This window comes from Streptomyces narbonensis, from assembly GCF_014649015.1.
In the GTDB taxonomy this organism is placed as follows: Bacteria; Actinomycetota; Actinomycetes; order Streptomycetales; family Streptomycetaceae; genus Streptomyces; species Streptomyces narbonensis.
This window is the reverse complement of sequence record NZ_BMSF01000013.1, coordinates 44,269-65,199: the sequence shown is the minus strand read 5'-3', so window position 1 is coordinate 65,199 and position 20,931 is coordinate 44,269. Positions and strand designations below refer to the sequence as shown.

Here is a 20,931-nt window from a genome sequence, read left to right as displayed (position 1 = left end):
GCTGTAGAGCCGGAGAAAAGGGGAAGGGTCTTGGATCTCGTCTTCCGCGACGCGGAGGTCGTCGACGGCAGCGGCGGCCCGTCCTACCGGGCCGACGTGGCGATCGACGGCGGCCGGATCGCCGCGATCGTCAAGGAGGGCGCCGCCGCCGGCTGCCAGCGCCCGACCGCCCGACGCGTCGTGGACGCCGAGGGTCTCGCGCTCTCCCCCGGCTTCGTCGACATGCACGCCCACAGCGACCTCGCACTGCTCCGCGACCCCGACCACAGCGCGAAGGCCGCGCAGGGCGTGACGCTCGAAGTCCTGGGTCAGGACGGCCTGTCGTACGCGCCGGTCGACGACCGCACGCTGGGCGAGGTCCGGCGGGCGATCTCCGGCTGGAACGGCGGTGCGCCGGGTGACACGTCCGTCGACCTCGACTGGCGGACGGTCGGCGAGTACCTGGACCGTCTGGACGGCGCGCACGGCGGCCGGGGCATCGCGGTCAACGCCGCGTATCTGGTCCCCCAGGGGACGGTCAGGATGTACGCGGTCGGCTGGGAGGACCGCCCCGCGACCGGTCCCGAGCTGGACCGGATGCGGCGGCTCGTCGCCGAGGGCCTGGAGCAGGGCGCGGTCGGCATGTCCTCGGGCCTGACGTACACCCCCGGCATGTACGCGCCGGACGCCGAACTCACCGAGCTCTGCCGGGTCGTGGCGGAGTACGGCGGCTACTACTGCCCGCACCACCGCTCGTACGGCGCCGGGGCCCTCCGGGCGTACGAGGAGATGGTCGCCCTCACCCGCGAGGCGGGCTGCGCCCTCCATCTGGCCCACGCCACCATGAACTTCGGCGTGAACAAGGGCCGGGCGCCGGAGCTGCTGGCCCTCCTGGACGAGGCCCTCGCCGGGGGCGCGGACATCACCCTCGACACGTATCCGTACACGCCCGGCAGTACGACCCTGGTCGCCGTCCTGCCGAGCTGGGCGGGCGAGGGCGGCCCGGAGGCGGTGCTGGCGCGCCTGCGTGACGAGGGGACGGCGGACCGGATCCGTCACCATCTCGAAGTGGTCGGCTCGGACGGCTGCCACGGGGTGCCGGTGGAGTGGGACACGATCGAGATCGCGGGCGTGGGCGACCCCGGTCTCGCGGGGTTCGTGGGCCGCCGTCTCGACGGCTGGGCCACGGCCCGCCGGCTCCTGCTCGACGACCGGCTGGGCACGACGATCCTCCAGCACGTGGGCCACGAGGAGAACGTCCGGGCGATCATGCGGCACCGCGTGCACACGGGCGGCTCGGACGGCATCCTCCAGGGCCTCAAGCCGCACCCCCGCGCGTACGGCACGTTCCCCGAGTATCTGGGGCGGTACGTGCGCGAGCTCGGTGTCCTCTCCCTGGAGGAGTGCGTCGCCCACCTGACGTCCCGCCCGGCGGCCCGCCTCCGTCTCCCGGACCGGGGCCTGGTGAAGGAGGGGTACGTGGCGGACCTGGTCCTCTTCGACCCGGTGACGGTCGCGTCGGGGGCGACGTACGACTCCCCCCGCACGCTCCCGGTGGGCATCCCGCACGTCCTGGTCGACGGCAGGTTCGTCGTCGAGGACGGCCGCCGGACGGACGTCCTGGCGGGCCGGTCGATCCGCCGGACTCCCCTCAGCGGGTGAGCCGGGCGCGCACCCAGGCGGGGTCGGGGTTCACGTGCGCCCGGCCCTCGACGACGACGGTCGGCACCGTCTCGTCGCCGCCGGTGGCCGCCCGTACCTCCGCCGCGCCCTCCGGGTCGCGCCAGATGTCGACCCAGTGCGCCCGGCGGGCGCGGGTGCCGAGCCGGAGGCGCAGCCGCAGGCAGTACGCGCAGCCGGGCCTCCAGTAGACGACCGGGCGGCCGTCGGCCTCGGCGCGCCGCCGGGCCTCGGCCGCCCCGGTCGACCTCGGGAAGACCAGGGGGGAGGTGACGGCCGCGAGCAGCACGAAGAGCAGCAGCAGGGGGACGACCACGACGACGGGTCCGCCGTCGGCGGCCCGGGCTCCGGCGACGAGCCCGCCGCAGAGCAGCAACAGCATCGGCAGGATCCACGCGCGCGTCATGCTCCCGGAGGCTACCGGGACGGGACGCCGGGCGAGCGGGCGGGCAGGCCGGATCGGCCGGGGCCGGCGCGGCAGGTCCCGCAGGTCCGGTAGGTCCCGCAGATCCCGCAGGTCCCGCAGGTCACGCAGATCCCGCAGGTCCCGCAGGTCCGGTAGATCACGCAGGCCCCGCAGATCCCACAGGTCCGCCGGAGGCTACCGGGACAGGACGCCCGGCGGGCGCGCAGGTCGCTACCGGGACCGGGCGTCCCGCAGGTCCGCGCGGGGCCCGTCCGTCGGTGCCGCGGTCGCGGCCGCCGGCCAACCGTCCCGCCGGACCCACAGCAGGCCGAGCGCGAGGACGAGGCCCGCGAGGACGAAGCCGTACCAGGGGGTGTGGCCGGAGGGCGCCGTCTCGTACACGAGGGCCGCCGACAGCACGGCGAGGACCTGCCCGGCCCGGCTGTGCCAGGCGACGGCCGCGACGACGACCGTCCCCCACAGCAGGTACCAGGGCTGCACCATGGGCGAGAGCGCGACCAGCGCGACCAGGGCGAGGCCGAGTGCGAGGACCGGGTCGATCCGCCCCTTCCAGGCCCGCCGGGCGAGCGTCAGGATCAGCCCGACGGCGACGAGGAGCCCCAGCTTCTGGACGGCGCCCTTGACCGGGTCCGGGTCGTCGGCGAGGAGCGTGCCGAGTGCGAGCCCGAGGTCGCTGGTGACGGACAGGGCTGTGTGGATCGCTCCCGCGACGCTCTGCGTCCGCAGCCACCCGAAGCCGGTCCCGGCGGCGAGCGTCGCCGCGACGGCGACCCCGCCCGCGACGAGCCCGGGCAGGACCAGCCCCTTCACGACACCCCGTACGCCGCCGTCGCGGCGGGCGACCATGACGCCGATGAACAGCAGGGCCACCGCGGCCGGCGACTTCACCATCATCGCGAGGCCGACGAGGACGCAGCCGAGCACCCACCGCCCGCGCACCGCGAGCAGCACCCCGCCCAGCATGAGGCCGATCATCAGCCCGTCGTTGTGCATGCCGCCGACGACATGGATCAGGAGCAGCGGGTTGAGCACGGCGAGCCACACCGCGCCGTCCCGGTCGGCCGCCCCGCGGGCGAGGCCCCGTACGGCCCAGACGATCAGCGCGAGCGCGCCGAGGGCGATGAGCCGCATCCCGAGGACGGCGGGCACGACCGCCCCGCCGGTCAGCCCGACGACTGCTTCGGCGAGGAGCAGGAAGACGGGGCCGTACGGCGCGGGGGTCTCGGTCCAGTTCCCGCCGACGCTCGCCGCCGCGTCCGCCCCGAGTTCGCCGGGGCCGAGGACGGCGGGCCCGCCGCCGTAGACGTCGTGGCCTTCGAGGACCATCCCGCCCTGGGCGATGTAGCTGTAGACGTCCGCGCTGTGGAGCGGCGGGGCGAGGAGCAGCGGCGCGGTCCAGAGGGCCAGGGTCCCGAGCACCCCGTCCCGTACGCCCCGCGCGAGCAGGACGCCGTACCGCCACCAGGCGGCGACGAGCAGGGTCAGACCGAGGTACGCGAGGACGGCGCCGGCCACGGCGATCGTGGCGCCGCGCGGCTCCCACAGCCCCCCGCCTCCGCGCACGGGCAGCGTCCCGGCGGCCCACCCGCCCACGGCGACGGCGAGCGACCCGGCAGCACCCAGCCACCGGCATCCGGAGGCACTGAAGACCCACATGACGTGCCAACCTATCCCGCGCGCCGGGGACCCCCGAATCCTTCCCCCGGATCCCTCTACCTCGGCCGCTTGGTGGCGCCGCGCCCCCGGCCCTGCTGCTTCCCCGGGTGGTCGGTGGCGGTGGAGGCGCCGGCGGTGGGCGTGGCGTCCGGGGCGTCCGCATCGGCCGTCGCGGCCCCGGACGGAGCAGCCGTCGCCGTCGGGCCCTTGCCCGTGGCGGTCGGGCCGGTACTCCGCGGGGAGGGGGCGGTCGCGGTGGCCCCGGCGGTCGGGCCGGAGGGTGCGGAGGTCCGGGCGGTCGCGCCGCCGTCGGTGGGATCCGCCTGGATCAGCGCGGGCGGCCCGTCGGAGCCGCGCTCGGGGGAGCCCGTGCCGCCCTTCGTGCCGGACCCGCCCGCGAGCAGCGCGGCGGCGGCGCCGAGGACGGCGACCCCGCCCGCGGCGATCAGCCACACCGGGCCGCGGGCCCGGCGGGCGGGGGCGTGGCGGCGGCGGGCTCGCCGGGGAGCGGCGGCTCCGGGGTCGTGCTGGCTCATGGGCCCGAATTGTAGGGAGCACAACACGGAGCGTGCGACGGGGGTCACATCGGGGTGTCCGACGTGTCCCAAAACACGAGGCGTCCCGCGCGGCCCCGCCGTAAGCTCTCGTCATGCAGGTGATCCAGTCCACGAAGCTCGCCAACGTCTGTTACGAAATCCGGGGTCCGGTGCTCGAAGAGGCGATGCGGCTTGAGGCTGCGGGTCATCGCATCCTCAAGCTCAACACGGGCAACCCGGCCGCCTTCGGCTTCGAGTGCCCGCCCGCCATCCTCGAGGACGTGCTGCGGAACCTCTCCGAGGCACACGGCTACGGCGACGCGAAGGGTCTGCTCTCGGCCCGCCGTGCGGTGATGAGCCACTACGAGACGAAGGGCATCCCGCTCTCCGTCGAGGACATCTACCTCGGCAACGGCGTCTCGGAGCTGATCCAGATGTCGATGCAGGCTCTCCTCGACGACGGCGACGAGGTCCTCGTACCGGCTCCGGACTATCCGCTGTGGACCGCCTCGGTCTCGCTCGCGGGCGGTACAGCCGTGCACTACCGCTGCGACGAGCAGGCCGACTGGATGCCGGACCTCGCGGACATCGAGCGGAAGATCACCGACCGCACCAAGGCGATCGTGATCATCAACCCGAACAACCCGACGGGCGCCGTCTACGACGACGAGATGCTCCGCTCCCTGACGGAGATCGCCCGCCGCCACGATCTGGTGGTCTGCTCGGACGAGATCTACGACAAGATCCTCTACGACGGCACGACGCACACGCCGACCGCCGCGATCGCCCCGGACCTGCTCTGCCTGACCTTCAACGGGATGAGCAAGAACTACCGGGTGGCGGGCTTCCGCTCCGGCTGGCTCGCGGTCTGCGGCCCGAAGCACCACGCGAGCTCGTACATCGAGGGCCTCACGATCCTCGCCAACATGCGACTGTGCGCGAACATGCCCGCGCAGCACGCGGTGGCCGCCGCCCTCCAGGGCCGGCAGTCGATCGAGGACCTGGTGCTGCCGGGCGGGCGGCTCCTGGAGCAGCGGGACACGGCGTACGAGCTGCTGACCCAGATCCCGGGCGTGACGTGCGTGAAGCCGAAGGGCGCGCTGTACCTCTTCCCGCGCCTCGACCCGAACGTCTACAAGATCAAGGACGACCGGCAGATGGTCCTGGACCTGCTGCGGGCCGAGAAGATCATGGTCGTGCACGGGACGGGGTTCAACTGGCACGAGCCGGATCACTTCCGGATCGTCACGCTGCCCGCGGCGGCGGACCTGGCGGACGCGGTGACGAGGATCGGCCGGTTCCTGGACGGCTACAGCCAGCCCTGAGAGCCGCGACCGCGCACGATTGCCGGACCTCGCTCAACTTTAGACAGAATCTAAGCTAGGATGGCTCCAGAGCACTACAGGAGGCCATCCCATGTACGAACCGATCCGCACCAAGTCGGTCCACCGGATGGCCGACGACGACCATGCGTACCCGCACCGCTCCCGCGAGGAGGAGCTGGACATCCAGCTCGCCGGACACCTCGCCGCCCTGCTCGCCGTCACCGACGAGCTCGGTGACACGGAGGCCGGCGAGCTCATCGCCCGCCAGGTGGCACGGCTGCGCGGCGCGCCGCCGGCCCGTCACGCGGGCCTGAGCGGCTCACCGGTCCGGGACCTGCACCACAAGGCGCACGCCCTCGCGGGTCGCGCCCTGGTCGTCGCCGCCTCCCGGGCGGACACGGCCGTCGCGATCCTCGCCGCCGGGCGTATGGACGCGCACACCGCGGCCCTGGCCGGGGAACCCACCCTGGCCGCGGCCGGCGCCCCCTGACGGCCCCGGTCCGCGCGGCACGAACCGCGCGGACCGGGCGCCACCCATTCCCGCCCCCTCCGACGGACGGGATACGGCAGCCCCCGCTCCGGTTCGGTACCGGGATCGGCACTTCACGCGCCGTACACCCAACTCCCCCTGGAATGTGGGTTTCCGCGAGCACTCTGCCCGCGTGAGACGCATCCTGGGAATCGTCCTGGCCGTCCTGCTCCTCGGCGGCGTGGCCGCCGTCCTCGTGACGGGCGGCGACAAGGACACAGACACGGCAACGAAGACCGTGCGAGGAGTCATCGGGTCGGAGAAGGCCGAGTTCTTCGCCGACCCGCAGGTCGTGAAGGCGCTCGCCGTCAAGGGCTTCACCGTGGGCACCGAGACCTCCGGGTCCTGGGACATGGACGAACTGCCCCTCGACGGCTATGACTTCGCCTTCCCCTCCTCCCGCGGGCCCGCCGACGGGCTCCGCGCGAAGGCGAAGACGAAGGACAAGGCGACCACCGCCCCCCTGCGCCCCTTCTACTCACCGCTCGTCGTCGTGGCGCACAGCCCGGCGGCCCGGGTCCTCGCCGACAACGGCCTCGCGACCCTCGGCCCGCGCGGGACGACCGGCACCCTGCGGATGGACGCCTACCTGGCCGCCGCCCGCGCCGACCGGACGTGGCAGCAGCTGAAGGGCTCCGCAGGGCACGCCGAGCTGAGCGGCACCCTCTTCATCACCTCCACCGATCCGGTCGCCTCCAACTCCGGCGCCCTCTACCTGGCGGCGGCGAGCTATGTCGCCGACGGCGGCAAGGTCGCGGGCGACTCCGCCGCCGTGACCCGCACCGCCCCCCTCATGCGCAAGCTGATCCAGGTCCAGGGCGCCCAACAGGCGAGCTCCGACGCGCCGTTCCGCGACTTCGTCAGCGGCGTCGGCAACCCCCTGGTCCTGGTGTACGAGTCCCAGGTCGCCGCCCAGCTCCTCGCGAGCCGGCCGATGGGCGACCTCGTCGTCCTCTACCCGGACACCACCGTCAACAGCGACCACACCCTCGTACCGCTCACCGAGAACGGCCGGGCGCTCGGCGAACTCCTCTCCAACGACCCCGAGTTGCGCAAGCTCGCGGTCCGTCACGGCTTCCGGCCGCAGGGCCCGGCGGCCGAGTTCACCTCGGCCACCGGCAGCCACGCCGCCTATCTCAACCAGACACTCACCGGTGTCCGCCAGGCGCCCGTGCCCACCGGCAAGGTGTTGCACGAGATGGCGCTGCGGGCCCGCGACCAGGGGGACCCCGCATGACCAGGCAGCAGTCCGAGGATCCGAGAAGAACGATGGCCCTGACCCCGCCCGAGCACGACACCCCGCTCGTCCTCACCCCGCCCGAGCCGGTCCCGCCCGTCCGCCCCGCGCAGGCCGCCGCCGGCCTCGTACCGCTGGACGAGTCCACCCGCACCGAGATGTCCCGGCGGGCCTCCGAGTACGTCACCACGCTCGAAGGGCTCGACCCGCGCTCCCCCGACTTCGCGGGCCGCATCGGCGAGATCGCGGCGCTCGGCGCCGGCGAGATACGCTCGGCCGCCCAGCAGTCGAACCGCATGCTCGACCGCACGGTCCGCTCCCTCGGCGCCGGCGCGCCCGGCGGCGACGCCCGGACCCGCGTCGGCGCCTCTCTCGTCGAACTCCGGCGCACCGTCGAGGACCTGGACCCCCGGGACGCCCCCGCCAAGGGCATCAAGGGGCTGCTCGCCAAGCTCCCCGGCGGCAACAGACTGCGCGACCACGTCGCCAAGTACGCCTCCTCGCAGGCCACGCTGAACCGGATCATCGGCTCGCTCCGCGGCGGCCAGGACGAGCTGCGCCGCGACAACGCCGCGTTGCAGACCGAGCGTGCCCGCCTGTGGGAGACCCTGGGCAAGCTCCAGGAGTACGCGGTGCTCACGGAGGCCCTCGACGCGGCCGTCGAGCAGCGCGTCGCGCTCACCCCGGACCCGGCCCAGGCGGACGCGCTGCGCGCCGACGTCCTCTTCCCGGTCCGGCAGAAGCACCAGGACCTGCTGACCCAACTGGCCGTCTGCGCGCAGGGATACATGGCGATGGACGTGGTCCGCCGGAACAACGACGAGCTGATCAAGGGCGTGGACCGCGCGGCGTCGACGACGCTGACGGCCCTGCGGATCGCGGTCATGCTCGCCTCCGCGCTGGAGAACCAGGCGAAGGTCACGCAGCAGGTGAACGTGCTGCGGTCGACGACGGAGGACCTGATCCTCGGCAACGCGGCGATGCTGTCACAGCAGGCCGAGGACATCCACGAGATCGCGGCGAACCCGGCGGTGGGCGCCGAGACGCTCCGCACGGCGTTCCAGCAGATCTACTCGACCCTCGACGCCATCGACAGCTACAAGGTGCGGGCGACGGAGTCCATGGCGGCCACGGTCGACTCCCTGACCGCGGAACTCCAGGTGGCCAGTGCGCACCTGGAGCGCAGCCGCCGCACGAGCGCCCTGGAAGGGGGCGGTCCCGCATGAGGAAGACCGCCTCCCTCCCCCGGGCGCTCGCCGCCCTCGCCCTCGCCCTGCTCGTCACGGCCACGGGCAGCTCCTGCTCCACGATCGACAACAGCACCGTCGGCGGCCAGGGTGGCCCGACGCCCGACCGGTACGGCACGAGCTACGCCCCCGGCACGCTCCGGGTCCTCGCCTCCTCCGAGCTGGCCGACATGGCCCCCGTCCTGGAGGAGGCCCGCAAGGCCACCGGGGTCACCGTCCGGCCCACCTACGCCGGCACCCTCGACGCCGTCGAGCAGATCGCCTCCGGCGAGGCGGAGAAGGCGTACGACGCGATCTGGCTGTCCTCCAACGACTACCTCAGGCTCCGCCCGGACACCGCCGGCCGGATCACCGGCGAGACCCCGGTCATGACCTCGCCGGTGGCCGTCGGCGTGCGCCCCGCCGCACTCGCCCGGCTCGGCTGGGACCCGGCGAAGGTCACCTGGTCGCAGCTCCACAGGGCGGTCGCCGAGAAGAAGCTGACGTACGGCATGACGGACCCGAAGCGGTCCAACTCCGGTTTCTCCGCCCTGGTCTCCGTCGCCTCGGGGCTCTCGGGCGCGCAGTCCGCGCTGACCGGGCAGGACGTCGCCCGGGCCACCCCCCGGCTGAAGGAGTTCTTCGCCGGCCAGAAGCTGACGTCCGGCTCCTCCGGCTGGCTCGCGACCGCCTACGGCCGCCGTGCCGACGTCGACGCACTCGTCAACTACGAGTCCGTGCTGCTGTCGGCGCCCGGGAAGCTCACCGTGATCCGGCCGTCGGACGGCGTCGTGACCGCCGACTACCCGCTGACCCTGCTCACCTCCGCCCGCGCCGAGGCGAAGGAGGCGGCCGGCCGGCTCACCGCCCATCTGCGCACCCCGGAGGCCCAGCGGCGGATCACGGAGACGACTCTGCGCCGCCCGGTCGTCCTCGGCGTCCCGCCGGCCCCCGCGCTCGCCGAGGACAAGCGGCGCGAACTGCCCTTCCCCGGCAGCCGGGCCGTCGCCGACGACCTGCTCGACTCCTACGACAACACCCTGCGCAGGCCCTCCCGCACGGTCTACGTGCTCGACACGTCCGGCTCCATGGCCGGCGAGCGCCTCGAACGCCTGAAGGCGGCGCTGGCCGAGCTCACCGGCGACTTCCGGAACCGGGAGGAGGTCACCCTGATGCCCTTCGGCTCCGCGGTGAAGCAGGGCGAGGTCCGTACGCACACGGTCGACCCGGCCTCGCCGCGGACCGCGCTCGACGCCATCAGGTCCGACGCCACCGGCCTCACGGCCTCCGGCGGCACCGCGATCTACTCCAGCCTCCAGGAGGCGTACCGCTTCCTGGGGAAGGCCCCCGGGGACACCTTCACCTCCGTCGTCCTGATGACGGACGGCGAGAACACCGACGGCGACCCGGCCTCGGCCTTCGACTCCTTCTACCGCTCCCTCCCCGCCGAGCAGCGGCGCACCCCGGTCTTCCCGATCCTCTTCGGGGACTCCGACCGCGGCGAGCTCGACCACCTCGCGGCCCTGACCGGCGGCAGGCTCTTCGACGCCAACCAGGGCTCGCTCGACGGCGCCTTCGAGGAGATCCGTGGCTACCAGTGACCGTCTCGTGAGCCGCCTCCTGCGGTACGCCGAGTCCCGCAGGAACCTCACGGGCTGCGCCGCCGGCCTGGTCGGCCTCGGGATCACCCTCACCGGCGCCGCGGGCGCGCTGTGGCCGCTGGTGGTCGCGGGCCTGTACGCGGCGGGGGCGCTGATCGCCCCGCCCGAGCGCCCGGACACCCCGCACTTCCCGAGCGCCGACGAGCAACTGGACGCGCTGCGAGCCGACTTCACCACACTGCGCGGGTATCTGGCCGAGGTGGAGCTGCCGTCGGCGACTCGCGAGCGGCTCACGGCTCTCGACACCCTCGTCGAGGCCCTGCTCGCACCGGGCTGGGTGAGCGACCCGGAGCACCTCCACGTCCTGGCCCGGGCGGTCCGGCTGGACATCCCGGAGGCCGTCGACACCTTCGTACGGACGCGGTGGTGGTCGCGGTTCACCTCGGGCGCCGAGGCGCCGGAGAGCCACCTCGAACGGCAGCTGACCGCGCTCCACGAGGAGGCGACCGCGATCGCCACCGCCCTCCAGGAAGCGGAGGCGATCCGTCAGCACATCCACACGGAGTACGTGGAGGGGCGCGGCAACTGATCGGCTACGGTCCGCACATGTCTCCATTCGAACAGTCCGCCTCCCGCCGCACCGTCCTCACGGCGCTGGCCGCGGCAGCCACGGCGGGAGCCCCGGTCATCGGCCAGCTCGCCGCCGCCGCCCCGGCCGCCGCCCTGCCCTCCGACACCACGCTTCCGGACCCGGCCGAGTACCTCTCGAACACCGACCTCTACCAGCAGCCGCACCTGGTCGAGGGCACCTCGTACAGCCGCCGTTACCGCCGCCACCAGCAGTTCGACCTCAAGATGAGCCAGAAGTACGACTTCCCGCGCACCGCGATCCTCGCGCTGCACGGCGGCGGCATCGAGATAGGCACGAGCGAGCTGTGCCTGGGCATCGCCGGCTACAGCCCGGGCAGCGCCCCGGGCGACGAGAAGGGCGACCCCTCGGGCGAGCCGATCCTGCCGACCGTGCACGACTACTTCATGTTCGAGGGCCTGCTCTCCGAGGGCAACCGCGCCCTGCACGTCACCTCGAAGAACTGCGACGACCACGTCGCCCTGGCGACCGCACGGAGCCACCTCAACGTGCTGTCGCTGCACGGCTGCACCTTCGACCAGATCAAACTGCCCACAGCCGAGTACCCGGCGACCGGAAACCGCGCCGTAGCCGTCGTCGGCGGGCTCAACCCCACCTTCCGTACGGCCCTGGTGACCGAGATCAGGAAGGCGGGCTTCCAGGCGGTCGACGCCTACGACCCCAAGTACTCCGCCACGCTCGGCGAGTTCAACGGCAGCCACACCAAGAACCCGTGCAACCTCACGATGCTCTCCATGGGCGCCCAGCTGGAGCTGACCACGGAGCTGCGCAAGAGCCTCTTCGGCGACCCGGACTCCCGCGGCGGCCGGGCGGAGTCCTGGTACAAGTCGGGCGGTCGCTTCGAGGCCTTCCGTGACGCCTGCCGCAAGGCGATCGCCACCGTCGAGGCCGGCCAGCCGATCCTGTAGCGGACGTGCGCCGGCCCCCGGAGCCTGAGGGGGCTCCGGGGGCCGGATGCGTCGTGATGGGCCGTCGTGACCCCACTGGTCAGGGCGGTGTTTCGGGGCAACCCACCACGAGTCTGGGAAGGGGGACTAGCCCAGGCGCTCCACGAGCGCGTTGTACTGGTCCCACAGCTCCTTCGGCGTGTGGTCGCCGAAGGTGTTCAGGTGGTCCGGGACGAGGGCGGCCTCTTCGCGCCACACGTCACGGTCGACCTTGAGGAGGAACTCCAGGTCCTCGGCCGGCAGGTCGAGGCCCTCGGTGTCGAGGGACTCCGGGGTCGGCAGGATGCCGATCGGGGTCTCGACGCCCTCGGCCTTGCCCTCCAGGCGCTCCACGATCCACTTGAGGACGCGGCTGTTCTCGCCGAAGCCGGGCCAGACGAACTTGCCCGCGTCGTTCTTGCGGAACCAGTTCACGTAGTAGATCTTCGGCAGCTTCGCGGCGTCGGCCTCGGCGCCCACCTTGACCCAGTGGGCCATGTAGTCGCCCATGTTGTAGCCGCAGAACGGCAGCATGGCGAAGGGGTCGCGGCGCAGCTCGCCGACCTTGCCCTCGGCGGCGGCGGTCTTCTCGGAGGCGACGTTCGCGCCGAGGAAGACGCCGTGGTTCCAGTCGAAGGACTCGGTGACCAGCGGGACGGCGGAGGCGCGGCGGCCACCGAAGAGGATCGCCGAGATCGGCACGCCCTTCGGGTCCTCCCACTCCGGCGCGATGATCGGGCACTGCCCGGCCGGGACGGTGAAGCGGGCGTTCGGGTGGGCGGCCGGCGTCTCGGACGCGGGCGTCCAGTCGTTGCCCTTCCAGTCCGTGAGGTGCGCGGGGGCCGTCTCGGTCATGCCCTCCCACCACACGTCGCCGTCGTCCGTGAGGGCGACGTTCGTGAAGACGGAGTTGCCCCACATGGTCTTCATGGCGTTGGCGTTGGTGTGCTCACCGGTGCCGGGCGCGACGCCGAAGAAGCCGGCCTCGGGGTTGATCGCGTAGAGGCGGCCGTCCTCGCCGAAGCGCATCCAGGCGATGTCATCGCCGATGGTCTCGACCGTCCAGCCGGAGATCGTGGGCTCCAGCATCGCGAGGTTGGTCTTGCCGCAGGCGGACGGGAAGGCCGCGGCGACGTACTTGGACTCGCCCTGCGGCGGGGTGAGCTTGAGGATCAGCATGTGCTCGGCGAGCCAGCCCTCGTCACGCGCCATGACGGAGGCGATGCGGAGCGCGTAGCACTTCTTGCCGAGCAGGGCGTTGCCGCCGTAGCCCGAGCCGTACGACCAGATCTCGCGGGTCTCGGGGAAGTGCGAGATGTACTTGGTGGTGTTGCAGGGCCACGGCACGTCGGCCTCGCCCTCGGCGAGCGGCGCACCCAGCGTGTGCACGGCCTTGACGAAGAAGCCGTCGGTGCCGAGCTCGTCGAGGACGGGCTGTCCCATGCGGGTCATGGTGCGCATGGAGACGGCGACATACGCGGAGTCCGTGATCTCGACGCCGATGGCGGAGAGCGGGGATCCGACGGGGCCCATGCAGAAGGGCACGACGTACATGGTGCGGCCGCGCATCGAGCCGCGGAAGATGCCTTCGGAGCCCGCGAAGAGCTCCTTCATCTCGGCCGGGGCCTTCCAGTGGTTGGTCGGGCCCGCGTCCTCCTCCTTCTCGGAGCAGATGTACGTACGGTCCTCGACGCGCGCGACGTCGGAGGGGTCGGAAGCGGCGTAGTACGAGTTCGGACGCTTGACCGGGTCGAGCTTCGTGAAGGTCCCCTTGGCGACGAGCTCCTCGCACAGACGCTCGTACTCCGCCTCGGATCCGTCGCACCAGACGATGTTGTCCGGCTGGGTGATCTCGGCGATGTCGTTCACCCAGGAGACGAGCTCCTGGTGCTGGGTCGGGACGGTGGTGGGAGCCGCGTTGTCGCGCGCCACGATTGCTCCTTGTTGAGGGGTTTTTTTGGTGTATGCCCCGTGGGGGCCGCGACCCGGATGCTTCGTAGCTGCTCATCCGGTGCCGACCGCACTCATTTGATCATCCGATGTTAGCGCCCATATGTCCAGAGGGCCGCACACGTGAGCATCGCCACTCGTATCCGGGACCTACGGGCGCGTAGGTACGATGCGGTCTCATGACTGCAGCCATGCCGGAAGTGACCCCGACCGAAGTCCCGGGGTCGGTCGAGAACCCTCTGTCGCTCCCGCCGAAGCCTCGGCTCAGAGGCTGGCTGCACGCCGGGATGTTCCCCGCCGTGATCGTCGCGGGCCTCGTCCTCGTCGCCCTCTCCGACTCGCCCCGCGCCCGGGTCGCCTGCGGGATCTACGTCCTCACGGCCTGCCTGCTCTTCGGCATCAGCGCGCTCTACCACCGGGGGAACTGGGGACCGCGCGGCGAGGCCATCCTGCGCCGCCTCGACCACGCCAACATCTTCCTGATCATCGCGGGCACCTACACCCCGCTCACCCTGCTCCTGCTCCCCGACTCCACGGCGAAGCCGCTCATGTGGGCGGTCTGGGCCGCTGCCCTCGCCGGGATCGCCTTCCGGGTCTTCTGGGTCGGCGCCCCGCGCTGGCTGTACACGCCCTGCTACATCGCGATGGGCTGGGCCGCCGTCTTCTTCCTGCCGGACTTCATGCGCGCGGGCGGCATCGCCGTCCTCGTCCTCGTCATCGTCGGCGGTCTGCTCTACAGCGCGGGCGGGGTCATCTACGGCATGAAGCGCCCGAACCCGTCCCCGCGCTGGTTCGGCTTCCACGAGGTCTTCCACTCGCTGACCCTCGCGGCCTTCATCGTCCACTACGTCGGCATCTCGCTGGTCGCCTACCAGCACTCCTGACCCGCGACCGCGACCTCCGTCAGGGGCGGGCCGGAGCCCCCAGCGCGCCCCTGACGATCCGCGCCGACTCCGGATTGTCCGCGCACTCCCACACTCCGTGCGGGCAGTAGTCCGTCACCGTCTGGTAGACGGGCCGGTGCGCCGCGAACCAGTCGAGCATCCCGCGCACGTAGACGGGGTTGTCCCCGTTCCGGAAGAGACCCCACTCCGGGTACGAGACGGGCTTCCCGTGCGCCGCCGCGAACCGCACGTGGTGTTCCAGCCCGTACTCCTCGGTGACCTGCTCCTCGAAGGAGAGGCCGGCCGGCTGGTCGTAGGCGTCCATCCCGATGATGTCGACGACGTCGTCCCCGGGGTAGCAGAGCGGCCACGCCACGGCGTCGAGCCCCCGGCTCGGCGTGAAGTCGAAGCGGAACCGCTGCCCCGGGACGTCCCGCAGCACACCCACGACCCGCCGCCAGTACGCCTTCCAGGCCGTCGGGTCCGGGCCACAGCGATGGCTGTACGTGGTGCCGTTCATCTCCCAGCCGAGCACGAGGACCGCGTCGTCGAGCCCGTGCTCCACGAGCCGCTCCCCCAGCACCCGGAAGTGCGCGTCGAAGGCGCCGCCCGCGCCGCGCCGCAGCCCCGTGCGCACCTCCGCGTCCGGCAGTCCCGCCTCGTTGCGGTCGAGCAGCGGCACGTTCAGGACGAAGAGCCGTCCCGGCCGCTCCGCCTTCCAGCGCGCCCAGGGCTCGAAGAGCGCCGGATGCCCCTCGATGTTGGACCAGCGGTCGCCCGGGAGGTACGTGTGCCCGACGGTGAGCGTCTCGCCGCCGAGCCAGGCCTGCACCTGCGCGATCCGCCGCACCCCGGCCTCGTCGGAGCCGGTGAAGAAGCCGGAGGGCACCCCGGGCAGCGGCGTCGGCGCCACGGGCGCCCGGCTTCCGGTGTGCCGCCCGCCGGGAGCGATCCCGTCGTGGGGCACCACGAGCACGAGAACGGCCGCGAGCAGCACGGTGAGTGCGGCCCGCGGCCAGGAGAGGAAAAGTTTCACGTCAGCTGGTCCAGAAGTCCCACCACCGGGTCAGGATCAGCATCCCGATGATCCCGATGTGCAGGACGGGCAGGGCGAAGGCGAACTCGCCGAGGAAGGTCCGCACCCCGGCCGGGGCGGGCAGCAGCCCGGCCCGGACGTTGTGCGCGGTGACGTACCAGAACATGACGATGGTCGCGGTCCAGGCCAGACAGCACCACAGGCAGAGCGCGTTGATCTCGTACAGCGACTGGTGCATGAGCCAGGTGCAGAAGCCGACGCCGAAGAGCATCCCGGCGTTGAGGCCGAGCCAGAACCAGCCCCGGTAGCGGGCCCCGGAGAGCAGCCCGGCACCGGCGGCGACGACGACGGCGTACGTGACGAGCCCGAGCATCGGGTTGGGGAAGCCGAAGACCGCGGCCTGCTCGCTCTTCATGATGTTGCCGCAGGAGACGACCGGGTTCAGGCTGCACCCGGGCTGGAAGCCGGGGTCCTCCAGGAGCTTGAACTTGTCGATCGTGATCACCCAGGCGGCCAGCACGCCCGCCGCCCCGGTGACCATCAGCATCCAGGCGAAGGCCCTGCCCGCGCCGAACCCCGTCCCCGCGGCCTCCCGCGCGGACTCCTCCCGCCGCTGCCCGGGCAACCCGCCCTGCACGTTGACCGTCGCCATGTCGCGACCCCCTCTCCGTTCTCCGGCTCAGCCCTGGAGGCGCCGCACCGGCATCAGGACGTGGGCGCTCTCCGCGAGCATCTCCTCGTCGGAGACGAAGGTGCGCAGCCGCGCCTCGTCGACGGGCTGCCCGGGGACGGCCTCGGGCCAGGGGCGCACGGAGCAGATGAGGTAGACCTGCCCGCGCTCGCGGGCGGCGGTCTGCCACTCGTCGGGCACGGGGCACTGCACCTTCAGGAAGGGCAGGTTGAGCACGGCGGAGCCGCCCTCGACGAGCAGCGTGGCGTTGATCCCGGCGTCCTTCTCCAGGTCGAAGAGACGGTCGCCGACCGAGAGGCCCATCGACTCCAGGGCCGTACGCATCGCCTGCTGACCGGCCTCCGGTCCGTCCCGGCCGTCGCCGAGCGAATACGCCATGAGGAACGGCGTGGCCGCCTCGTCCGCGGTGGGCTCGCTGGACCACGGAATCACCGTGAGAGTTCCCAGCGGAGAGGCGCTGCGCGCCGAGGAAACGACATTGGAAGTGGTCATGAATATGGATGCTAGTGGCCTAACCACCCTATCCCCGCGCCGATTTCACCCGAACGGTCGATATTCACGCCGCTGGCATTTCCGACGCAACGAACCCGGGTTTTCATCGTTGTGCCCTGAGGGCAATTGCCGACCCGAGGAGATCACTCATGATCGTCCCGCGCCGCGTCGCACTGCGGTCCCTCTTCGCACTGGCGGTCACCGCCTTCACCGGGGGCGCGCTCGGCCGCATCGCGACCCGCACCACGCCGGGAGCACCGTCCGGGGCACCGCACGACCCGCTCGCCTTCGACGAGATGTACGGGGGCCGCCGCATCCGGGGCTTCTCCGGCCCCGGCGGCACACCGGTCGCGCTCGTCGACGGCCGGCCGCTGCATCTGATGCGCTGCGCCGACGGCGGTTACGTCTCGCCGATCGACCACTACGCGTCCTGCCCGACGCCGCTGGCGGCCACCCGCGCCGCCGTGGACGAGCTGGGGACGGCGCCGCTGTCCCGGTTCGCCGCCGCCCACGGCGTCCACACCGACCCGACGGGAGGGAGCCCGCGTGGTGTACACGCGTAAGAACCAGCGCGACCTGACCGGCGCCGAGCGCCGGAAGTTCGTGGCCGCCGTCCTCGAGCTCAAGCGGACCGGCGCGTACGACGAGTTCGTCCGCACCCACATCGACCACTACACGGCCGACGGGGAGGGGCGGCTCAGGACCGCCCACATGGCGCCGAGCTTCCTGCCCTGGCACCGCAGGTTCCTGCTGGAGTTCGAGAAGGCGCTGCGCCGGATCGACGGCACGGTCTCCGTTCCGTACTGGGACTGGACCCGGGACAACAGCCCGGCCTCCTCGATCTGGGGCGAGGACTTCATGGGCGGCAACGGCCGCCGGGCCGACCTCCAGGTGATGACCGGCCCCTTCGCCCACTCCTCGGGGCGGTGGAACGTGACGTACGCGATGTCCGAGACCCGCTTCCTGACCAGGGACTTCGGCCGGCCCCGCGACCCGGTCGCGCTCCCGACGCAGGCCCAGCTCGACGAGGTGATGCGTGAGCGGGTGTACGACGTGGCCCCCTGGAACTCGACGAGCGCCTCCGGCTTCCGCAACCGGCTGGAGGGCTGGGCCTCGGGCCAGGGCAACGAGCGGTTCCGGATCCACAACCGGGTGCACCGCTGGGTCGGCGGGCTGATGCTCGGCGGCGGCTCCGTCAACGACCCGGTCTTCTGGCTGCACCACTCCTTCGTCGACCTGGTGTGGTCCCGGTGGCAGCAGCGCAACCCCGGAGCCGCCTACCTGCCGGCGGAGCCGCCGCCGCTGGGGGACGCGCAGTACCGCAAGGTCGTCTCCCGGCACCAGCCGATGGAGCCCTGGGGGGTCACCCCCGCGGAGCTGTTCGACCACAGCCGGATCTACCGGTACGCCTGACCTGCACACGCGTGTGTCCCCCCGGCCGAGCGGGCCGGGGGGACACACGGGGTGGAACGGGGGTGATCAGCCGCCGTAGCCGCCGTCATCGTGGCCGTGGCCGTCGGCGTTGATGCAGGTGTTGCCGAAGGCCGGGTTGAGCAGGCCGATGACGTTGACGGTGTTGCCGCAGAGGTTGACCGGGACGTGGACCGGAACCTGGACGACGTTGCCGGAGGCGACACCGGGCGAGTGGGCGGCGACGGCCTCGGCGCCCGAGTCGGCGACGGCCAGGCCGGCTCCGCTGAGGGCCACGGCACCCGTGCCGGCGAGAACAGCGGCAGCCTTCGCGATGCGAGACATCAAGAACTCCTTGGACGTGGAAAGCGACCGCAGGAATCACGGCCGACTCCCCTTCAACGTCCGTCACGGAGACTGGTCACGGTCGTTGCGCCGAACGGTACGAAAGAATTCCGAAAGGATCCGACAAGTGATTGGCCCGTGGACCGAAGGGCGCCCGCCGCCGGATACGACGGGACGGGCCTCGGTCCACGGGCCGCGGCCATGCGACGAGCCTTCACTTGTAACGATCAACGACCCCTGGGGTGGCGGGGAAGAATCGTGTCTTCACTCGCGCGGGGGGCGCAGTGGCGTCAGTGCGAGGTCGGCACCAGTCCCAGCTGGGGGTCGAGGGCTCCGCTGAGCACGGGGGTGAGGACGCCGAGCTGAGGCTCCGCCAGGTCGGGGAGCCCGGCGAGTCCGTTGCCGCGGGGGGCCTCCACCGGGTTGCCGACGACGGCGCCGGGAGTGGCCGCCTGCATCTCCGAGTGCGGGCTGCTGAGGAGGGCCCGGCCCATGTCGCTGCCGTCCAGGAGCTCGGGGAGCGGCGCGTCCACCACGGTCTTCGGGAGGGTGCTCGTGAGCGGCACGCTGGGCAGGGTGAGGTCCGGCAGGGAGCCGAGGCCCTTCTGGAAGCCGGTGGGCGCGCCGGGCACCGGGACGGGCACACCGGTGGCGACCGTGGGGGCGTCCATCGGGAGCACCGGCTCCAGGCCCTGGAGCGGGACGATCACGGGTGCCTCGACGGCTGCGGCCGGGGCGGCCAGGGCGGCGGAGGCGAGTGCGGTCATGAGGATTCCCATGCCGGCGTGAGAGCGCAGAGTCATGCTCTGTAGAACGAGGCGTTCGGGGGAAACGTGGCGCAATACCCCCGTGTGCAGCAACGCCCGAGGCCCTCACCGGTGAAGGTGAGGGCCTCGCTTGACGTTCCGTCAGCCCAGGGCGTCAGTGACGGCGGGAGATCCGTCCGCCCCGGAGGTAGACGACGGTGCCGCCGATGATCAGCGCCGCACTGATGGCGGCCGCCCCCATGAGCGCGGGATCGCTACCGGTGTCGGGCAGCTCGGGCCCCGGAGGCTTGGTCGTCGGAGGCTCGGTGTGGGGCGGCTCAGTCGTGGGGGGCTGAGTCGTCGGAGGCTCCGTGTGCGGGGGCTCAGTCGTCGGCGGCTGAGTGGTCGGAGGCTCGGTGTGAGGCGGCTCAGTCGTGGGGGGCCGAGTGGTCGGAGGCTCCGTGTGAGGCGGCTCAGTCGTGGGGGGCCGAGTGGTCGGAGGCTCCGTGTGAGGCGGCTCAGTCGTGGGGGGCCGAGTGGTCGGAGGCTCCGTGTGAGGCGGCTCAGTCGTCGGCGGCTGAGTCGTCGGAGGCTCGGTCGTCGGAGGCTCCGTGTGAGGCGGCTCAGTCGTCGGCGGCTGAGTCGTCGGAGGCTCCGTGTGAGGCGGCTCAGTCGTCGGAGGCTCCGTGTGAGGCGGCTCAGTCGTCGGCGGCTGAGTCGTCGGAGGCTCCGTGTGAGGCGGCTCAGTCGTCGGCGGCTGAGTCGTCGGAGGCTCGGTCGTCGGAGGCTCCGTGTGCGGGGGCTGTGTCGTCGGGGGGTGGGTCGGCTCGTCGCCGTAGCCGCCGGGTTCCCCCTCCTGGTCGCAGAGGTCTCCGACGGCTGCCGCGATGAAGTCGCCGAACTCCCCGTCCTTGCCGCAGACGTCCGCGGGGAGGGGGGCCTGGACGTGGCCCGCCGAACCAGGACCGGGGGAATCGCCCGTACCGGCATGGGAGTTGGCGGCGAGGGCGAATCCGCCGGTCAGCGACAGGACGCCGGCCGCTGCCGCTGCGGTGAGAATTTTCCTGCTGATGATGGACCGCATACCGCTCTTCCTCTGGAGAAAGGGAGAGACCGGCGAGGATCCCCCCTCGCTCCGACCGGCCAGTCCACGTCGACGTTCGCGTGGGATGGACCAGACAGTAGGGAGCGGTGCCCCGCGAAGAGCGGGGACGACACGGCGGCCGATCAGAAAATCATTCGATCAGCCTCCGAGCGGAGCACCGACCGGCAGGCCGCCGAGCATCGCGGAGCCGCCCTTGCCGGCCTCGTTGAGCTGGCCCACGGTGTCCGTGACGGTCTTCACGGGCGAGCCCTCCGTGGTGCTGCTGAGCACATCCGTCTTCAGCCCGTTGGCGGCGATCGCGTCCAGCCCACCGTTCAGGCTGGTGGGGGTGAGCGCCTCCGCGGCCATGGCGGGCGCGGCGGCACCCAGCGCCACGAGCGAACCGGCGACGATCGCGGCGACCTTGGTGGACTTCATGGGGAGAATCCTTCCTCTGTACTTTCAAGTCACGTTCCATACAGGCTTCTTGGCCGAATCCTGTATGTCTTCCTGCCTTCTGTA

At 72.1% G+C, this 20,931-nt stretch carries 21 protein-coding genes; 11 read left to right on the top strand and 10 right to left on the bottom strand.

What is annotated here, in order from left to right; translation table 11 throughout:
• Nucleotides 1-30: 30 nt before the first annotated feature.
• A complete protein-coding gene (locus IE124_RS24105) occupies nucleotides 31-1,641 on the top strand; it encodes an N-acyl-D-amino-acid deacylase family protein (RefSeq protein WP_189510055.1) in 1,611 nt (536 codons plus the stop codon).
• On the opposite strand, the gene IE124_RS24100 is transcribed toward IE124_RS24105, so the two are convergent.
• The 3 genes from IE124_RS24100 to IE124_RS24090 form a co-directional block, all read right to left on the bottom strand.
• Nucleotides 1,631-2,065 (bottom strand): glutaredoxin domain-containing protein, encoded by a 435-nt coding sequence (locus tag IE124_RS24100; protein ID WP_189510053.1) that lies wholly within the window; start codon nucleotides 2,063-2,065, stop codon nucleotides 1,631-1,633. The two genes, IE124_RS24105 and IE124_RS24100, sit on opposite strands and share 11 nt — an antisense overlap.
• Before the next feature lie 231 nt (nucleotides 2,066-2,296).
• Nucleotides 2,297-3,742: a polyprenol phosphomannose-dependent alpha 1,6 mannosyltransferase MptB gene (gene mptB / locus IE124_RS24095; RefSeq protein ID WP_189510051.1), complete on the bottom strand. Its 1,446-nt coding sequence runs from the start codon at nucleotides 3,740-3,742 to the stop codon at nucleotides 2,297-2,299.
• A gap of 56 nt (nucleotides 3,743-3,798) precedes the next feature.
• On the bottom strand, nucleotides 3,799-4,278 hold the full coding sequence (locus IE124_RS24090) for a hypothetical protein (protein WP_189510050.1): 480 nt from the start codon (nucleotides 4,276-4,278) through the stop codon (nucleotides 3,799-3,801).
• Between the two features lie 113 nt (nucleotides 4,279-4,391).
• On the opposite strand from IE124_RS24090, the gene IE124_RS24085 reads away from it, so the two are divergent.
• The 7 genes from IE124_RS24085 (at nucleotide 4,392) to IE124_RS24055 (ending at nucleotide 11,753) form a co-directional block, all read left to right on the top strand.
• On the top strand, nucleotides 4,392-5,603 hold the full coding sequence (locus IE124_RS24085) for a pyridoxal phosphate-dependent aminotransferase (protein ID WP_189510048.1): 1,212 nt from the start codon (nucleotides 4,392-4,394) through the stop codon (nucleotides 5,601-5,603).
• A 91-nt stretch (nucleotides 5,604-5,694) separates the two neighbouring features.
• A complete protein-coding gene (locus tag IE124_RS24080) occupies nucleotides 5,695-6,093 on the top strand; it encodes an SCO4983 family protein (RefSeq protein WP_189510046.1) in 399 nt (132 codons plus the stop codon).
• Between the two features lie 145 nt (nucleotides 6,094-6,238).
• Complete coding sequence (locus IE124_RS24075) at nucleotides 6,239-7,369, top strand: hypothetical protein (protein WP_189510044.1); 1,131 nt, start codon at nucleotides 6,239-6,241, stop codon at nucleotides 7,367-7,369.
• The gene (locus tag IE124_RS24070) at nucleotides 7,366-8,595 is read left to right on the top strand and encodes a toxic anion resistance protein (protein WP_189510042.1); all 1,230 of its coding nucleotides are present in this window, start codon (nucleotides 7,366-7,368) and stop codon (nucleotides 8,593-8,595) included. The genes IE124_RS24075 and IE124_RS24070 overlap by 4 nt, the downstream gene beginning before the upstream one ends.
• Nucleotides 8,592-10,196, top strand: coding sequence for a substrate-binding and vWA domain-containing protein (locus IE124_RS24065; RefSeq protein ID WP_189510040.1), 1,605 nt, complete (start codon nucleotides 8,592-8,594; stop codon nucleotides 10,194-10,196). Before IE124_RS24070 ends, IE124_RS24065 begins: the two co-directional genes overlap by 4 nt.
• Nucleotides 10,183-10,785 carry a hypothetical protein gene (locus IE124_RS24060; protein WP_189510038.1) on the top strand — a complete coding sequence of 201 codons (603 nt, stop codon included), beginning with the start codon at nucleotides 10,183-10,185 and terminating at the stop codon, nucleotides 10,783-10,785. The genes IE124_RS24065 and IE124_RS24060 overlap by 14 nt, the downstream gene beginning before the upstream one ends.
• A gap of 17 nt (nucleotides 10,786-10,802) precedes the next feature.
• Nucleotides 10,803-11,753 (top strand): poly-gamma-glutamate hydrolase family protein, encoded by a 951-nt coding sequence (locus IE124_RS24055; protein ID WP_189510036.1) that lies wholly within the window; start codon nucleotides 10,803-10,805, stop codon nucleotides 11,751-11,753.
• A gap of 126 nt (nucleotides 11,754-11,879) precedes the next feature.
• Here IE124_RS24055 and IE124_RS24050 read toward each other — a convergent pair whose 3' ends face one another.
• Nucleotides 11,880-13,703: a phosphoenolpyruvate carboxykinase (GTP) gene (locus tag IE124_RS24050; protein WP_189510034.1), complete on the bottom strand. Its 1,824-nt coding sequence runs from the start codon at nucleotides 13,701-13,703 to the stop codon at nucleotides 11,880-11,882.
• A gap of 197 nt (nucleotides 13,704-13,900) precedes the next feature.
• On the opposite strand from IE124_RS24050, the gene trhA reads away from it, so the two are divergent.
• Complete coding sequence (trhA, locus tag IE124_RS24045) at nucleotides 13,901-14,605, top strand: PAQR family membrane homeostasis protein TrhA (protein WP_189510032.1); 705 nt, start codon at nucleotides 13,901-13,903, stop codon at nucleotides 14,603-14,605.
• Nucleotides 14,606-14,624: 19 nt separating this feature from the next.
• On the opposite strand, the gene IE124_RS24040 is transcribed toward trhA, so the two are convergent.
• From IE124_RS24040 to IE124_RS24030, 3 genes are read right to left on the bottom strand one after another with little or no spacing between them, the layout of a single operon-like run.
• A complete protein-coding gene (locus IE124_RS24040) occupies nucleotides 14,625-15,641 on the bottom strand; it encodes a glycoside hydrolase family 26 protein (protein ID WP_189510029.1) in 1,017 nt (338 codons plus the stop codon).
• Between the two features lies 1 nt (nucleotide 15,642).
• Nucleotides 15,643-16,293 carry a vitamin K epoxide reductase family protein gene (locus tag IE124_RS24035; RefSeq protein ID WP_189510028.1) on the bottom strand — a complete coding sequence of 217 codons (651 nt, stop codon included), beginning with the start codon at nucleotides 16,291-16,293 and terminating at the stop codon, nucleotides 15,643-15,645.
• A 27-nt stretch (nucleotides 16,294-16,320) separates the two neighbouring features.
• Nucleotides 16,321-16,824 (bottom strand): DUF5949 family protein, encoded by a 504-nt coding sequence (locus IE124_RS24030; RefSeq protein ID WP_229832783.1) that lies wholly within the window; start codon nucleotides 16,822-16,824, stop codon nucleotides 16,321-16,323.
• Between the two features lie 149 nt (nucleotides 16,825-16,973).
• On the opposite strand from IE124_RS24030, the gene IE124_RS24025 reads away from it, so the two are divergent.
• Complete coding sequence (locus IE124_RS24025) at nucleotides 16,974-17,387, top strand: tyrosinase family oxidase copper chaperone (RefSeq protein WP_189510027.1); 414 nt, start codon at nucleotides 16,974-16,976, stop codon at nucleotides 17,385-17,387.
• Nucleotides 17,371-18,237, top strand: a complete 867-nt coding sequence (locus IE124_RS24020; RefSeq protein ID WP_189510026.1) for a tyrosinase family protein — start codon at nucleotides 17,371-17,373, stop codon at nucleotides 18,235-18,237. The genes IE124_RS24025 and IE124_RS24020 overlap by 17 nt, the downstream gene beginning before the upstream one ends.
• 66 nt (nucleotides 18,238-18,303) lie before the next feature.
• On the opposite strand, the gene IE124_RS35425 is transcribed toward IE124_RS24020, so the two are convergent.
• From IE124_RS35425 to IE124_RS24005, 3 genes are all read right to left on the bottom strand, one after another.
• Nucleotides 18,304-18,579, bottom strand: coding sequence for a chaplin (locus tag IE124_RS35425; protein ID WP_189510025.1), 276 nt, complete (start codon nucleotides 18,577-18,579; stop codon nucleotides 18,304-18,306).
• Between the two features lie 290 nt (nucleotides 18,580-18,869).
• Nucleotides 18,870-19,382: a hypothetical protein gene (locus IE124_RS24010; RefSeq protein WP_189510024.1), complete on the bottom strand. Its 513-nt coding sequence runs from the start codon at nucleotides 19,380-19,382 to the stop codon at nucleotides 18,870-18,872.
• Nucleotides 19,383-20,568: 1,186 nt separating this feature from the next.
• Nucleotides 20,569-20,847: a hypothetical protein gene (locus IE124_RS24005; RefSeq protein ID WP_189510023.1), complete on the bottom strand. Its 279-nt coding sequence runs from the start codon at nucleotides 20,845-20,847 to the stop codon at nucleotides 20,569-20,571.
• Between the last annotated feature and the right edge of the window lie 84 nt (nucleotides 20,848-20,931).